The organism is Streptomyces sp. NPDC004134 (assembly GCF_042874195.1).
Taxonomy (GTDB): Bacteria; Actinomycetota; Actinomycetes; order Streptomycetales; family Streptomycetaceae; genus Streptomyces.
Genome location: NZ_JBIAMS010000004.1, coordinates 206,363 through 221,102, shown reverse-complemented (window position 1 = coordinate 221,102; position 14,740 = coordinate 206,363). Strand labels below are relative to the sequence as shown.

Genomic DNA, 14,740 nt, shown 5'->3' with positions numbered 1-14,740 from the left:
GATGCCGGAGGCGGAGGCTGAGACGGGCGCGACACGGCCCGGTCCTTCCTGCTGCCTGGTAGTGCCGCGCACCGAGGGCCGTCCGCTGTGCGCACCCGTCAGGTGCGCCGGCCCTGCATCAGACAGAGACAACAGTTCGTACGAATTCCACCCCGACCCTACCGCCCCCGCCGCTCGTCCGCCGACAGCCACCGCGCCAGCTTGCCGCCCCGCCCCACGTCCCGAAGCCGCTGCTCCGCCGCGTCCCGCACCTCGTCCGTCGTCACCACGAGCAACTCGTCCCCCCGCCGCAGGATGTCCGTCGGCGTCGGCACGAAGCTGGCCCCGTCCCGCACCACCAGCGTCACCGCCGCCCCCGGCGGCAGCCGCAGCTCGCCGACCTCAACCCCGTGCATCCGCGACCGCTCCGGCACCGACAAGGACAGCAGGTGCCCCCGCACCCGCTCCAGCGGCGCCGACTCGATGCCCAGGTCGTACGCCTCCTCGCCGTCCCCGAGGCGCAGCCACCGCGCCACCAGCGGCAGCGTCGGCCCCTGCACCATCGTGTAGACGATGACGAGCACGAAGACGATGTTGAACACGCGGCCGGAGTCGGGCACGTCGCTCACCATCGGGATCGTCGCCAGCACGATCGGCACCGCGCCGCGCAGCCCTCCCCACGACATCAGCGCCTGTTCCCGCCACGGGATGCGGAACGGCAGCAGGCTCACGATCACCGACGCCGGCCGTGCCACCATCGTCAGCACCAGCCCGACGATCACCGCCGGCACGATGTCGTCGCCCAGCTCGTGCGGCGTGACCAGCAGTCCGAGCAGCACGAACATCCCGATCTGCGCCAGCCAGCCCACCCCGTCGGCGAAGCCGCGGGTGGCCGACCAGTGCGGCAGCTTCGCGTTGCCCAGGACCATCGCGGCCAGGTAGACCGCCAGGAAGCCGCTGCCGTGCGCCAGGGCGCCCACCGCGTACGCGACGATGGCCAGCGCCATCACCGCGATCGGGTACAGGCCGGAGGCCGGCAGCGCCACGTGCCGCAGCGCCATGGAGCCCAGCCACCCGATCGCCAGCCCCAGCGCCGCCCCGATGGCCAGCTCCAGCAGGATCTCGCCGAGGAGGATGTACCACGCCTCCATGTGCCCGGAGGTGGAGAAGGCGACGACCAGGATGACGACGGGGGCGTCGTTGAACCCGGACTCGGCTTCCATCACGCCCGTGACCCGCTTCGGCAGCGGCACCCTGCGCAGCACCGAGAAGACCGCCGCGGCGTCCGTGGAGGAGACGACGGCGCCCATGATGAGCGCCTGCTTCCACTCCAGGCCGACCAGGTAGTGCGCCGCGGTCGCCGTCACGCCGACGCTGACCGCGACGCCCGCCGTGGACAGGACGGCGGCCGCGGGCAGGGCGGGTTTGATCTCACTCCACTTCGTGCCGAGGCCGCCCTCGGCGAGGATCAGCGCGAGGGCCGCGTAGCCGAAGACCTGGGTGAGTTCGGCGTCGTCGAAGCCGTAGCCGAACAGGCCGTCCTCGCCGACGAGGACGCCGATGCCCATGTACAGCAGGAGGCTGGGCAGGCCGCTGCGGGACGCGAGCCGGACCGCCGCGACCGCGACCAGGAGCACCAGCGCGGCGACGAGCGCGAGCTTGTTGAGTTCTTCGACTGACAGCTTTCTCCCTCTCGTGTGATCCGCCTTGACGGAGAATTTACCCGGAGTGACCGTCCGCCTGCTGCTTCGGGGGACAGCACAGGGGCCGTTCGGAGCCCCTTGACCGGACGCCTAAGGTTGCTCCAGCAAGTGCTCCGCTGGCTCCAGAAGGACAGGCATGCCCGTCAACGAGAACGGCCGCACGGCAGGCAAGAGGCGCCGCCTCATCTTCGTCGCGATCGGGCTCGCCACCGTGCTGGTGCTGGGCGTCGGCGCCGCCGCGTTCTGGACCGTCAGCACGGTGCGCGACTCCTTCCCGCAGACCACCGGATCGCTCAAACTGCCGGGCCTCGCCTCGCCGGTGACGGTCAAGCGTGACGCCCGCGGGGTGCCGACGCTGTACGGGGACAGCGCCGAGGACCTCTTCCGCGCGCAGGGCTTCGTGCACGCCCAGGACCGCTTCTGGGAGATGGACGTCCGCCGGCACATGACGTCGGGCCGGCTGTCGGAGATGTTCGGCGAGGACCAGGTCGAGACGGACGAGTTCCTGCGCACGCTGGGCTGGCGCCAGGTGGCGCAGAAGGAGTACGACGAGGAGCTCTCGGGGGAGACCAAGAAGTACCTGCGCGCCTACGCCGACGGGGTCAACGCCTACCTCGCGGACCACAGCGGCTCCAGCCTGTCCCTGGAGTACGCCGCCCTGGGGTTCGTCAACGACTACGAGCCGGAGAAGTGGACCCCCGTCGACTCCGTCGCCTGGCTGAAGGCGATGGCGTGGGACCTGCGGGCCAACGTCGAGGACGAGATAGACCGCTCGCTCCTGTCCCAGCGCTTCGACGAGGGCGAGATCGCGGACCTGTACCCGCCGTACCCGTACAAGCGCAACAAACCCATCGTGGAAGGCGGCACCGCCACCACCGACGGCTACGAGCCGCGGAGCGCCGGGGGGGCGCAGGGGGTCGAGAACACGTACAGCACCGCCTCCGAGGGCCTCAGGAGCCAGATGGGCTCGCTGGCGAAGACCATGGACGACATCCCCGCCCTCCTCGGCCCCAGCGGCAGCGGCATCGGCTCCAACTCCTGGGTCGTCTCCGGTGACCTGACCACCACGGAGAAGCCGCTCCTCGCCAACGATCCGCACCTGTCCGCGCAGCTCCCCTCCGTCTGGTACCAGATGGGGCTGCAGTGCACCCGCGTCAGCGACGAGTGCCCGTACGAGGTCAGCGGCTTCTCCTTCTCCGGCATGCCGGGCGTGGTCATAGGCCACAACGCCGACATCTCCTGGGGGCTGACCAACCTCGGTGCCGACGTCGCCGACCTGTATCTGGAGAAGGTCGAGGACGACGGGTACCTGTACGACGGGAAGACGCGCGAGTTCGGCACCCGCGAGGAGCTGATCAAGGTCGCGGACGGGGAGGACAAGCGCATCACCGTACGCACCACGCGCAACGGACCCGTGATCTCCGACCGCAGCGACGAACTGGCCGAGGTGGGCAAGGAAACCCCCGTCGGCAACTCCGCACCCGACCGCGGCGACGGCTACGCCGTCTCGCTGCGCTGGACCGCCCTGGAGCCGTCCGGCACCATGGACGCCGTCTTCGGCATCAACAAGGCGGCGGACTTCGAGGAGTTCCGCGAAGCCGCCCGCGACTTCGCCGTGCCCTCGCAGAACCTCGTCTACGCCGACACCGACGGCAACATCGGCTACCAGGCGCCCGGCAAGATCCCGCAGCGCGGCAGCGGCGACGGCAGCCTGCCCGCGCCCGGCTGGGACCCGGCGTACTCCTGGGACGGCTACATCCCCTTCGACGCGCTGCCCTGGGAGCTGAACCCCGAGCGCGGCTACATCGTCACCGCCAACCAGGCCGTCGTCGACGAGAACGACTACCCGTATCTTCTGACCACCGATCCCGGCTACGGCACCCGCAGCCACCGCATCTCCGGGCTCATCGAGGAGAAGATCGGGGACGGCGGGAAGATCTCCCCCGACGACATGCGCACCATGCAGCTCGACAACCACAGTGAGATCGCCGAACTCCTGACCCCGCTGCTGCTGGAGATCGAGATCGACGACCCGATGGTGCGCGAGGCCCAGGACCTGCTGAAGGACTGGGACTACAGCCAGGACACCGACTCCTCCGCGGCCGCGTACTTCAACGCCGTGTGGCGCAACATCCTCAAGCTCTCCTTCGGCGACAAGATGCCCAAGGAGCTGCGCCCGGACGGCGAGTGCCTGCACGTGCCGCCCGCCAACCCGGCGGCGAACCCCGACGGGCCCGCCACCGTCCGCGAGTGCGGCGAGCGCGACGCGGACGCCGCCCAGCCGGACGGCGGCGACCGGTGGTACGAGGTCGTACGGAGCATCCTCAAGGACGAGGACAACCGCTGGTGGCAGACCACCGGCAGCGACGGCGAGCCCCTCGACGAGAACCGCGACGAGCTGTTCGAGCACGCCATGAACGACGCCCGCTGGGAGCTGACCGCCGAACTGGGCAAGGACATCGGCACCTGGTCCTGGGGCCGGCTGCACCGGCTGATGCTGCGCAACCAGACGCTGGGCACCGAGGGCCCCGGCGTCGTGCAGTGGCTGCTCAACCGCGGCCCGTGGAACCTCAGCGGCGGCGAGGCCGCCGTCAACGCCACCGGCTGGAACGCGGCGGGCGGGTACGACGTGATGTGGGTGCCGTCGATGCGGATGGTGGTGGACCTGGCGGACCTCGACGCCTCGGGCTGGGTCAACCTCTCCGGCGCCTCCGGGCACGCCTTCCACCCGAACTACACCGACCAGACGACGGCGTGGGCGAAGGGGGAGCTCTACGAGTGGGCGTTCTCCGACAAGGCGGTGCAGGAGGCCGCTGAGGACACGATGACCTTGTCGCCGTGAGGTGTACGGGGCCGGCGCCCCGGCCGCTACGGGGGCGGGAAGCGATGCACCGCGGAGGGTGTGACGGCGGCGGTCACGGGGCGATCGTGGGCCTCGGCCGGTACGTGGTCCAGGACTTCGCCGTCGTAGAGGAGCACGACGAGAGCGGGCCCGGCGGGGGACGGCGCGTCGGCGGGGGGCGCGCCGGTGTCCGCTCCCGCACGCCGGGGGCTCACGCCCGTACGCCGGGCGCCCGCGCGGCCCGCACCGTCCGGGACTCCGCCGTCCGCACCGCCGTCATCACCACTGCGGCCACCGCGGGCACTTCCGCTCCCTGCACCGCCGTCGCCCGCACTTCCGTCGGCAACGTCCCCGCCGTCGACGCCCTCCCCGTCAGTACCCCCCGCCAGCCGCGCCAGCACCCGGTCGTACGACCCGCCGCCGCGCCCCAGCCGCAGCCCCCGGCCGTCGACGGCCAGCCCCGGCAGCAGCACCGCGTCGGCCGCCCGCACCGCCTCGGGGCCCAGCCGCGGCCCGGCCGGCTCCAGCAGCCCGCGCCCGGCGGGCCGCAGCGCGTCAGGACCGCCGTACTCCGCCCAGTCCAGGTCGTCGTCCGCCAGCAGCACCGGCAGCAGCACCGCCGTCCCGCGCGCCCGCAGGGCTTCCAGCAGCTCGCGCGTGCCCGGTTCGCGCCCCACCGACACGTACGCCGCCGCCGTCCGCGCCCCCGCCAGCTCGGGCAGCTCCAGCGCCCGCCGGGCCAGCCGCCGCGCCGCCGCCTCGGCCTCACCCCGCGGCACGGCGGCCCGCGCCGCGAGTAGGGTGCGGCGCAACGCCGCCTTTCTGGCCTGGTCGCTGCCCACTTGTCCGTACCTACCCTTATGGTGCTGAACATGGATTCTTCGCGTACTCGGATCACCAAGGCTGTCATCCCGGCCGCCGGCCTCGGCACCCGCTTCCTGCCGGCGACCAAGGCGACGCCGAAAGAGATGCTGCCCGTGGTCGACAAGCCCGCGATCCAGTACGTCGTCGAGGAGGCCGTCTCGGCCGGACTCACCGACGTCCTCATGATCACCGGGCGGAACAAGCGCCCGCTCGAAGACCACTTCGACCGCAACCACGAGCTGGAAGAGGCCCTGCGGAAGAAGGGCGACGACGGGCGCCTTGCCAAGGTCGCGGAGTCCAACGACCTGGCGAACATCCACTACGTCCGCCAGGGCGACCCCCGCGGCCTCGGCCACGCGGTGCTGTGCGCCGCCGAGCACGTCGGCGACCAGCCGTTCGCCGTCCTCCTCGGCGACGACCTGATCGACCCGCGCGACCCGCTGCTGGCCCGCATGGTGCGCGCCCAGGCCGAACACGGCGGCAGCGTCATCGCGCTGATGGAGGTCGACCCGGAGCAGATCCACCTCTACGGCTGCGCGGCCGTGGAGACCACCGCGGACAGCGACGTGGTGCGCGTCACCGACCTGGTGGAGAAGCCGGCCGTGGCCGACGCGCCCAGCAACTACGCGGTCATCGGCCGTTATGTGCTCGACCCGGCGATCTTCGACGTGCTGCGCACGACGGAGCCCGGCCGGGGGAACGAGATCCAGCTCACCGACGCCCTGCAGCGGCTCGCGACGGACGAGGCGCTCGACAGCCCGGTGCACGGCGTGGTGTTCAAGGGCCGGCGGTACGACACGGGCGACCGCGGCGACTACCTGCGGGCCATCGTCCGCCTCGCGTGCGAGCGCGAGGACCTGGGCGCAGACCTGCGCGCATGGCTGCGGAAGTACGTCGCGGAGGAGATGGCGGATTGAGCGAGGCGGTGAAGGGGGCGACGGACGCGGGGGAGCAGAGGCCGGAGACCGGAGTGCGGGAGACGGACGGCGCCGTGCAGGAGACGGGTGACGCGGCCCGGGAGGACCGGCCGGGGCGCCGGTCCGCCGGGGTATGGTCCGTCGACGAGCACATCGACGACATACTGCGGCAGATCCGCCCGTTGGAGCCGCTGGAGATGCAGTTGCTCGACGCCCAGGGCTGCGTCCTCGTCGAGGACGTCACCGCGGCCGTCGCGCTGCCCCCGTTCGACAACAGCTCCATGGACGGATACGCGGTCCGCACCGTCGACGTCGAGGGCGCGAGCGACGAGTTCCCCGCCGTCCTGCGCGTCGTCGGCGACGTACCGGCGGGCGGCGGCGGCGAGTTGCCGCACGTCGGCGCCGGCGAGGCCGCCCGCATCATGACCGGCGCCCCGCTGCCGCCCGGCACCCAGGCCGTCGTCCCGGTGGAGTGGACCGACGGCGGTACGGGCCGCGGCCGGGTCGACGCCATGCGCCCGCACAGCGAGTCGCCCGCGGGCGCCGGCGGCGCGGTGCGGATCTACGAGCCCGCCGGGACCGGCCGGCACGTGCGCACCCGCGGCAGCGACGTCCTCGCCGGCGACCTGGTGCTGCGCGCCGGCACCGTGCTCGGCCCGGCGCAGATCGGGCTGCTCGCCGCCATCGGCCGCGGCACGGTGCGGGTCCGTCCGCGCCCGCGGGTCGTCGTGCTGTCCACCGGCAGCGAGTTGGTGCCCCCGGGCGAGCAGCTCGCACCGGGACGTATCCACGACTCCAACAGCTACGCGCTGACCGCCGCGGCCCGGGACGCGGGCGCCATCGCCTACCGCGTAGGCGCCGTCGCCGACGACGCCGAGACGCTGCGCGCCACCGTCGAGGACCAGCTCATCCGCGCGGACGCGCTGGTCACCAGCGGCGGCGTCAGCGTCGGGGCGTACGACGTGGTGAAGGAGGCGCTGTCCGAGCTGGACGGCGAGGCGGGCGGCGGCGTGGAGTTCCGGCGGCTGGCGATGCAGCCGGGCAAGCCGCAGGGCTTCGGCCGCATCGGCGCCGACCGCACCCCGCTGTTCGCGCTCCCGGGGAACCCGGTGAGCGCGTACATCTCCTTCGAGATGTTCGTCCGCCCGGTGATCCGCAGGCTGATGGGCGTGGAGCCGGTGCAGCGCCCGGTGGTACGGGCCCGGCTGGCCGGCACCGAGACGCTGACCTCGCCCGCGGGCCGCCGGCAGTTCCTCCGCGGCTGGTACGAGCACGAGCGGCCGGACGGCGGCACGGACCCCCGTGGCACCGACCCCGGTGGCAGCGTCACCGGCGGCACCGACCCCGGCGGCCCGGGCTCCGGGGCGGTCACCCCCGTCGGCGGCTCCGGGTCGCACCTCGTCGCGGCGCTGGCGCGGGCGAACGCCCTCGTCGTCGTACCGGAGGAGACCACGGAGGTGACGCCGGGGGCGCCCGTGGACGTCGTACTCCTCGACTGAGCGGCGGGAGCCGGGAAACGCGCGGAGCCGGACCGCGGGCCGTGGAGGTAACGTGGCTCCGCGCGAATTCACCCCGGGAGCTCCTGACACCATGAGCCAGCCAAGCCGCCTGACCCACCTCGACGACACGGGCGCCGCCCGCATGGTCGACGTCTCCGCCAAGGACGTCACGGCACGGACCGCCCGCGCCTCCGGGCGCGTCCTCGTCTCGCCGCGCGTCGTCGAGCTGCTCCGCGGCACCGCGTCCGGCGAGACGCTGCCGAAGGGCGACGCCCTGGCCACCGCTCGCCTCGCCGGCATCATGGGCGCCAAACGCACCCCGGAGCTGATCCCCCTCTGCCACCCGCTGGCCCTCTCCGGCGTCACCGTCGACCTCGCCGTCGCGGAGGACGCCGTGGAGATCGCGGCGACCGTGCGCACCACGGACCGCACGGGCGTGGAGATGGAGGCGCTGACGGCGGTGTCGGTGGCGGCGCTCACGGTGGTCGACATGGTCAAGGCCGTCGACAAGGCGGCCGTCATCACGGACGTGCGGGTCGAGACGAAGACCGGCGGCAAGTCCGGCGACTGGAGCCGGCCGTGAGGGCCCTGGCGGTCACGGTGTCCAACCGGGCGGCCGCGGGTGTGTACGCGGACACGGGCGGCCCGCTGCTCGTCGCGGGCCTGACGGAGATGGGCTTCACCGCGGACGGCCCGCTGGTGGTGCCGGACGGCGAGCCGGTGGAGGCGGCGCTGCGCGAGGCGGTCGCCGCCGGCTACGACGTGGTCCTGACCACCGGTGGCACGGGCGTCTCGCCGACCGACCGCACCCCGGAGATGACCGCCCGGGTCCTCGACCGCCAACTGCCCGGCGTCCCCGAGGCGATCAGGGCGTACGGGTACGCGAAGGTGCCCACCGCCGCGCTCTCCCGCGGGCTCGCCGGGGTCGCGGACCGTACGGTCATCGTGAACCTCCCGGGCTCCTCCGGGGGCGTACGCGACGGGCTCGCGGTGCTCGCGCGGCTGCTGCCGCACGCGGTCGACCAGGTGCACGGCGGCGACCACGCGCGCGCCGACGACGGCCCGCGCGCGGAGGACGGCCGCCCCAGACACCCCGGCGGTGCCCACTGAGCGCGTCCTGGCCCGCGGTGCTGGCGGAGGGACCCGTGACCCTCCGCCCCATCCGCGTGCGCGACCAGCGCGCCTGGCGGGACATCAACCAGCGCAACCGCGACTGGCTGCGCCCCTGGGAGGCCACCCTCCCGCCCCCGCCCCCCGGCACCCCGCACACCCGCCGCCCCACGTTCCGGCAGATGGTCCGGCATCTGCGCAGCGAGGCGACCGCGGGAAGGATGCTCCCCTTCGTCATCGAATACGAGGGCACGCTGTGCGGGCAGTTGACCGTGGCGGGAATCACATGGGGCTCGATGCGCTCCGGCCACGTCGGTTACTGGATCGACCGGGATTACGCGGGCCGCGGCGTGATGCCGACGTCGGTGGCCCTCGCCGTGGACCACTGTTTCCGGACGGTGGGGCTGCACCGAATCGAGGTCTGCATCCGGCCGGAGAACGTGCCGAGCCGCCGGGTGGTGGAAAAGCTGGGCTTTCGCGAAGAAGGCGTGCGCCCGCGCTACCTGCACATCGACGGGGCCTGGCGCGACCACCTGGTGTTCGTGCTGACCGCGGAGGAAGTCCCGGAGGGGCTCGTCAACCGGTGGCGAGGGCTGCGCCACTCGGAGAAATGAAACAAAGATTCGATAGCACTGGCGTAAAAAGTCAGAAGAAAAGGTCGAGATATCAGCCAGATGGTGCGACACACCGAGCCAATTGGCCCATGCGCTGTCGCCGGGGCCTCTACCGTGTAAGGCGTGAGCAGCAGCGGCCTCATCTACGCAATGATCGTCGGGGCCTGGGCCGCCTACTTGGTGCCGATGTGGCTCCGTAGGCAGGACGAGCTGAACGAAGCCCGTCCGACGGAACGCTTCAGCACCGCCATCCGGCTGCTGACCGGACGGGGCGGGGCGGACCGTAGCCAGGACCGGGACGGCGCCGACTCCGGTGCGGACGCGGGCGCGGGCCTGGACCCGGCGCCCGTTGCCGGTGCCGGGGAGGGCGCCGGGGACGACGACGAGAGCCCGGATGCCGCACCCGCCGCAGGCGGCGTGGTGGACGTCCGGGCCGCTGCCGTGCCCGTGACCGACCCCCGCGCCGCCGCCCCGCGCCCGCGCCGTACCCGTAAGGAGACCCCGGCGGCGCCGGTGGCGCGCCAGGGCGTGACGGCAAGGGCGGACGAGGAGCCGGAGGCGGCTCCGGCGGCGCGTACGGACGCACAGGCAGGCGGGACCGCGGGCCCCCGCGCCCCGGAAGAGAACCCTCCCGCGCCGTCCGCCCGCAACCCGCACTCCCCGTCCACTCCCGAGCGCCGGGCGCGCGCGCGGGTGCTGGCGCGCCGGAGGCGCACGCTGACGCTGCTGTTCGTGGCGCTGACGGCGGGCGCGGTGGCGGCCTCGGTGGGCGGCCCGCGCTTCCTGTGGGCGGTCGTGGTCCCGGTGGTGCTGCTCACGGCGTACGTGGTCCGCGTACGCACCCAGGAGCGCCGCCGCCGTACGTTCACCGCGGACCAGGCCCGCGGCGAGGCGGCGGCCCGCAGGCTGCGCGAGGACCGCGAAGCGGCACCGCGCAGGCCGCAGGAGAGTGCGCCCGACAGCGGTGACGGGGACGCCCGGGACGCGGAGGCCGGCACCGGGGACGACCCGTCCGCCACCGCCCCGTTCGACGCCCCGGCGGCGGCGTACGAGGCGGACCGCAGGGCGCTGGTGGAGCAGACCGACCACGCGGAGTGGGTCGACCAGCAGCGCGAGCGGGACCGCCCGGCGGACGCCGGCTGGGACCCCGTACCGGTGCCGCTGCCGACGTACGTCACGGCCCCGGTGGCGCCCCGCGCGACCCGGGGGCTGGACCTCGACGCCCCGGACACGTGGAGCTCGGCCCGCTCCAGCACGGCGGAACCCCAGCAGCCGCACCAGGAGCCCCCGCCGGCCGACCCAACCCCCGAAGCGGCACCCCCACCCCGCCGCCCCACCAACCGGACCCCGCTCTTCGACCAGTACGCGGACCCGCCCCGCCGGCGCGCGGCGAACGAGTAGCGCGCGCTTTCGCCCGCGACGGGAACCGATTTCCTGGCCAGGGACCGGGGATGCTAAGGTTCCTTCCGTTGTGAGGGCCTGTAGCGCAGTCCGGTAGCGCACCTCGTTCGCATCGAGGGGGTCTGGGGTTCAAATCCCCACAGGTCCACTTCAGAGCCGTTTATGAGTTGGCTCGCAGGAACTTCACGAGATCCCGTTCGATCGCCTTGATCAGACGGGATCTCGCTGTTTCCGGGTTCGCCGGGAGGTCTGCGTGCCGGTGCCGCCGGGGTCTGGTGGGCGCGCATCGGGTACGTGCCTGTTTCCGGGCATGGGGAAGCACGCCGACCGTGGCGATCGGCGTGCTTCGGTCATGTGGTGTTGTCCTGAGAAAACTCGGTCAGCAAGCGTGCGGAGGCGGCGGGCGTCCCGCCGGCAAGACGCGCCTTACGTCGGGATCGGTGCGCGGTGGCAGAGGGCCGCGCGCGTCGAAGTCGGCGGTGGTGAGTTCGTCGGGGCTGTTGCGTTCCAGGAGCCAGGTTTCCAGGACGGTCAGGTTGGCGATCGTGAGCACGACCGCGAGGAGAAGCGCCTGGGTGACCTGGCCTGGGGCCGGCCGGTGTTCGGGGTTGCCGATATCGAGTTTCCCGCTCTCGAAGCGCCCGTTGGCGCCTTCGTTGTGGCTGCGGATCGGCCGGTAGGTAAGCAGGCTGGGGAGGGCCTCTGGGGCGATCGGTGTGGCGTCCTGGGCACAGCCGGCCCAACCGTGCCTGCGTTGTTGTGCCGGCTGACCCGTTCTTCTTTCGGCTATTCGACCTCGAACACGCCGTAGCCGAAGCCCGCCGCCCCGATGTCCCCGCTGTCCGTGATGGCGACACCGGATGCCTCTAGTGCGGTACAGCGGACTCCTGCCGGGAGCGTGGCTGTGGCGGGCGTCCGGCCCGGGTTGACCACGACCACGTATCGACTGCCGCGGACGTAGACCAGCGGATACCCGGCGCACAACACCTCCACTCCAGCGGAGGCGCCCAGTTCCGGGGTGGCCTTGCGCAGGGCGATCAGGCGCCGCACCAGGTGCATCAGGGATGTCTCGTCGGCCCGCTGGGCGGCCACGGTGGGACGGTCCGGGTCCGGGTCGAGGGGGAGGTACAGCCGGTCGGCGGGGCCGGTGGAAAAGCCGGCGTTCGTGCTGCTGTCCCACTGCATGGGGGTGCGTGAACCCGCCCGGTTGTAGCGCGGGCCCAGGACGCTGCCCTCGTGGTCGGGCAGCCCGGGGAGGTAGCGCATGCCGATCTCGTCGCCGTAGTGGATCGCCGGCAGGGTGGGCCAGGTGAGCTGGAACACGAACGCGGCCGGCAACTGCTCCGCCGTACGCGGGCCGCAGGCCAGCCGGGAGAAGTCGTGGTTGGACGAGGGCAGGACGGCGAAGCCGGCATCGCCTATCGTGTCGGTCGCCGCCCGCCAGGCGGTCAGGAAGGTCTGGGGGGTGCCGGCGCCCTCGGCGTCGAAATAGGGTCTGGCCGGGGCCCATTCCTCGCTGACCGTGCCGGCGTCGTTGTTCCACAGCGAGCGCAGGGGCAGGCCGTCGTCGTCTCCGCCGAACTGCAGGAAGAAGTCGCCGTGGAAGCCGGCCGGGACGGCGGTCCCGGGGTCGCCCCACTCGGACAGCAGCACGGCCTGCGGGTGCGCGCCGTCCAGCCAGCCGCGCAGCTCGGTCCACAGCTTCGCGGTCTCGACGTGCCCGGGGTCGTCCTTGACCAGGGAGGCGGCCATGTCGACACGGAATCCGGCCAGGCCCAGGGCCAGCCAGTGGTCCATGATGTCGCGCAGCGCCTGCCGGTTGGCGCGCGGGCCCTCGGCGTCTACCGGCAGGCGCCACGGCTCGCCGGGGTCGGCGCGTGCGTAGCCGAAGTTGAGCGCCGGCTGGCTGGGGAAGAAGTTCGGTCTGTACCAGCCGGGGCGGCTGCCGGGTGAGGGCTGGTAGCCCGGCGGGCGCAGGTCCTCCGGGGCCCAGATGTAGCGGTGGTCGCCTGGGTCGCCGGCGGAGGCGGTGAACCAGGGGTGCTGGTCGGAGGTGTGGCCGGCGACCAGGTCGAGCAGCACCCGGATGCCGCGCCGGCCGGCGCTGTCGACGAGTGCGGCCAGGTCGTCGTTGGTGCCGTAGCGGGGTGCGACGGTGAGGAAGTCGGCCACGTCGTAGCCGGCGTCGTGGAACGGCGAGGTGAAGCACGGGTTGATCCAGATGGTGGTGATGCCCAGCCAGGCCAGGTGGTCCAGCTTCTGCTCGATGCCGGCGAAATCGCCGATGCCGTCGCCGTCGGAGTCGGCGAAGCTCTGGGGGTAGACCTGGTACAGGACGGCGTCGGCCAGCCAGGCCGGCGGGGACGAGGTCATGCGGCCGCTCCTTCGAGTAGGTGCCCGTCCGGGGTGTCGCCGACGTCGCGTTGCAGTGCCGCCAGCCGGCCGGTGAGGTCGCGTACGACATCGGCGCAGCGCGGATCGTCGTAGAGGTTGTGCAGCTCGTGGGGGTCCGTCGTGAGGTCGAAGAGTTCCCAGGCGGCGGGGCGCGGAAGGACCTTGGCGCCGTCGGCGCCTGAGCCGTGGCCGGGGTAGCGGATCAGCTTGTGCGCCGCCGTGCGGATGCCGTAACTGGCCTGCACGTTGTGGCAGTCGTCCAGATGCATGTAGTAGCGGTAGTAGACGGCGTCCCGACGGCGCTCGGGCTCCTCGCCCCGCAGCAGGGGCACCAGCGACTCGCCCTGCATCCGCGGGTGCGGAGCCACGCCGGCCAGGTCCAGCAGTGTGGGGGCGAAGTCGACGTTCGCCACCAGCTCCCGCCTGCGCGATCCTGGCGCCGTACGGCCCGGCCAGCGGACCACGAGCGGGATGCGTATGCCCTCCTCGTACATGAAGCGCTTGTCGAACCAGCCGTGTTCACCGAGGAAGAAGCCGTGGTCGGAGGTGTAGGCGACGGCGCTGGAGCCGTCGAGGCCGCTGACGTCGAGGTAGTGCAGCACGCGGCCGACGTTCTCGTCGAGGGCCGCGATGACCCGCAGGTAGTCCTTGATGTAGCGCTGGTAGCGCCACTCGCGCTCGTCGTGCGGTGACATACCCGGCGGCACCGGCACGCCCTTGAAGTCCTCGGTGGTGAGGTCCTCCATGCTCATCGCCGCCTCGCGGGCCGCGGGGGCGCGGCCGGCCAGGTCGTCGTGCAGCGTGGGGGGTGCGGGGACGTCCTCGTGCTCGTAGAGGTGAGCGTGCCGCTGTGCGGGCTCGAACGCCCGGTGGGGCGCCTTGTGCTGGATGAGGAGGCAGAACGGCTTGTCCGGGTCCCGCTTGTCCAGCCAGCTCAGGGCGAGGTCGGTGATGATGTCGGTGACGTAGCCGGGGTAGGTCCTGCGGCCCTCGGCGGTAAGGAACTCGGGGTCGTGGTAGACGCCGTGCTCGGGCAGGATCTCCCAGTAGTCGAAGCCCTGCGGGTCGTGGCCCGCGCCGTGGCCCAGGTGCCACTTGCCGACGATGGCCGTCTGGTAGCCGGCGTCCTGGAGCATCCTGGGGAACGACGGCTGGGCCGCGTCGAATCTGTGGGTGGGGCTCTCCAGCGAGGTCATGCCGTTGACGTGGCTGTAGGTGCCGGTCAGCAGGGTGGCTCGGGCCGGGGAGCAGATGGCGTTGGTGCAGTAGGCGTTCTCGAAGACGGTGCCCTCGGCGGCGAGGCGGTCGACCGCCGGGGTCCTGTTGATCACGCTGCCGTATGCGCTGATGGCAGCCGGCGCGTGGTCGTCGGTCATGAAGAGGATGATGTTCGGCCGCCGGAGCGCGGTCATGCTGG

At 72.6% G+C, this 14,740-nt stretch carries 12 protein-coding genes and 1 tRNA gene; 8 read left to right on the top strand and 5 right to left on the bottom strand.

Going from position 1 to position 14,740, the window contains the following annotated elements:
• Positions 1–158 precede the first annotated feature (158 nt).
• On the bottom strand, positions 159–1,661 hold the full coding sequence (locus tag ACFYVJ_RS08145) for a potassium/proton antiporter (protein ID WP_388887904.1): 1,503 nt from the start codon (positions 1,659–1,661) through the stop codon (positions 159–161).
• Between the two features lie 157 nt (positions 1,662–1,818).
• Between ACFYVJ_RS08145 and ACFYVJ_RS08140 the strand changes: the two genes are divergently transcribed.
• The gene (locus ACFYVJ_RS08140; protein ID WP_388887692.1) at positions 1,819–4,524 is read left to right on the top strand and encodes a penicillin acylase family protein; all 2,706 of its coding nucleotides are present in this window, start codon (positions 1,819–1,821) and stop codon (positions 4,522–4,524) included.
• 26 nt (positions 4,525–4,550) lie between these two features.
• Here the strand turns inward: ACFYVJ_RS08140 and ACFYVJ_RS08135 are convergent, their stop codons facing one another.
• The gene (locus ACFYVJ_RS08135) at positions 4,551–5,366 is read right to left on the bottom strand and encodes a 5-formyltetrahydrofolate cyclo-ligase (protein WP_388887690.1); all 816 of its coding nucleotides are present in this window, start codon (positions 5,364–5,366) and stop codon (positions 4,551–4,553) included.
• Between the two features lie 30 nt (positions 5,367–5,396).
• On the opposite strand from ACFYVJ_RS08135, the gene galU reads away from it, so the two are divergent.
• The 7 genes from galU (at position 5,397) to ACFYVJ_RS08100 (ending at position 11,077) form a co-directional block, all read left to right on the top strand.
• Positions 5,397–6,305, top strand: coding sequence for a UTP--glucose-1-phosphate uridylyltransferase GalU (galU, locus tag ACFYVJ_RS08130; RefSeq protein ID WP_388887688.1), 909 nt, complete (start codon positions 5,397–5,399; stop codon positions 6,303–6,305).
• Between the two features lie 74 nt (positions 6,306–6,379).
• Positions 6,380–7,804 carry a gephyrin-like molybdotransferase Glp gene (gene glp / locus ACFYVJ_RS08125; RefSeq protein ID WP_388887902.1) on the top strand — a complete coding sequence of 475 codons (1,425 nt, stop codon included), beginning with the start codon at positions 6,380–6,382 and terminating at the stop codon, positions 7,802–7,804.
• 91 nt (positions 7,805–7,895) lie between these two features.
• A complete protein-coding gene (gene moaC / locus ACFYVJ_RS08120; protein WP_388887686.1) occupies positions 7,896–8,387 on the top strand; it encodes a cyclic pyranopterin monophosphate synthase MoaC in 492 nt (163 codons plus the stop codon).
• Positions 8,384–8,914 carry a molybdenum cofactor biosynthesis protein B gene (locus ACFYVJ_RS08115; protein WP_388887684.1) on the top strand — a complete coding sequence of 177 codons (531 nt, stop codon included), beginning with the start codon at positions 8,384–8,386 and terminating at the stop codon, positions 8,912–8,914. The genes moaC and ACFYVJ_RS08115 overlap by 4 nt, the downstream gene beginning before the upstream one ends.
• A 35-nt stretch (positions 8,915–8,949) precedes the next feature.
• On the top strand, positions 8,950–9,528 hold the full coding sequence (locus ACFYVJ_RS08110; RefSeq protein ID WP_388887682.1) for a GNAT family N-acetyltransferase: 579 nt from the start codon (positions 8,950–8,952) through the stop codon (positions 9,526–9,528).
• A gap of 123 nt (positions 9,529–9,651) precedes the next feature.
• Positions 9,652–10,929 (top strand): gephyrin-like molybdotransferase receptor GlpR, encoded by a 1,278-nt coding sequence (gene glpR / locus ACFYVJ_RS08105; RefSeq protein WP_388887680.1) that lies wholly within the window; start codon positions 9,652–9,654, stop codon positions 10,927–10,929.
• A gap of 74 nt (positions 10,930–11,003) precedes the next feature.
• Positions 11,004–11,077 (top strand) — tRNA-Ala (locus tag ACFYVJ_RS08100).
• 231 nt (positions 11,078–11,308) lie between these two features.
• Here the strand turns inward: ACFYVJ_RS08100 and ACFYVJ_RS08095 are convergent.
• The 3 genes from ACFYVJ_RS08095 to ACFYVJ_RS08085 form a co-directional block, all read right to left on the bottom strand.
• On the bottom strand, positions 11,309–11,482 hold the full coding sequence (locus tag ACFYVJ_RS08095) for a hypothetical protein (protein WP_388887678.1): 174 nt from the start codon (positions 11,480–11,482) through the stop codon (positions 11,309–11,311).
• Between the two features lie 233 nt (positions 11,483–11,715).
• The gene (locus ACFYVJ_RS08090) at positions 11,716–13,302 is read right to left on the bottom strand and encodes an alpha-amylase family glycosyl hydrolase (protein WP_388887676.1); all 1,587 of its coding nucleotides are present in this window, start codon (positions 13,300–13,302) and stop codon (positions 11,716–11,718) included.
• Positions 13,299–14,735 (bottom strand): sulfatase, encoded by a 1,437-nt coding sequence (locus ACFYVJ_RS08085; RefSeq protein ID WP_388887674.1) that lies wholly within the window; start codon positions 14,733–14,735, stop codon positions 13,299–13,301. The genes ACFYVJ_RS08090 and ACFYVJ_RS08085 overlap by 4 nt, the downstream gene beginning before the upstream one ends.
• Positions 14,736–14,740 lie beyond the last annotated feature (5 nt).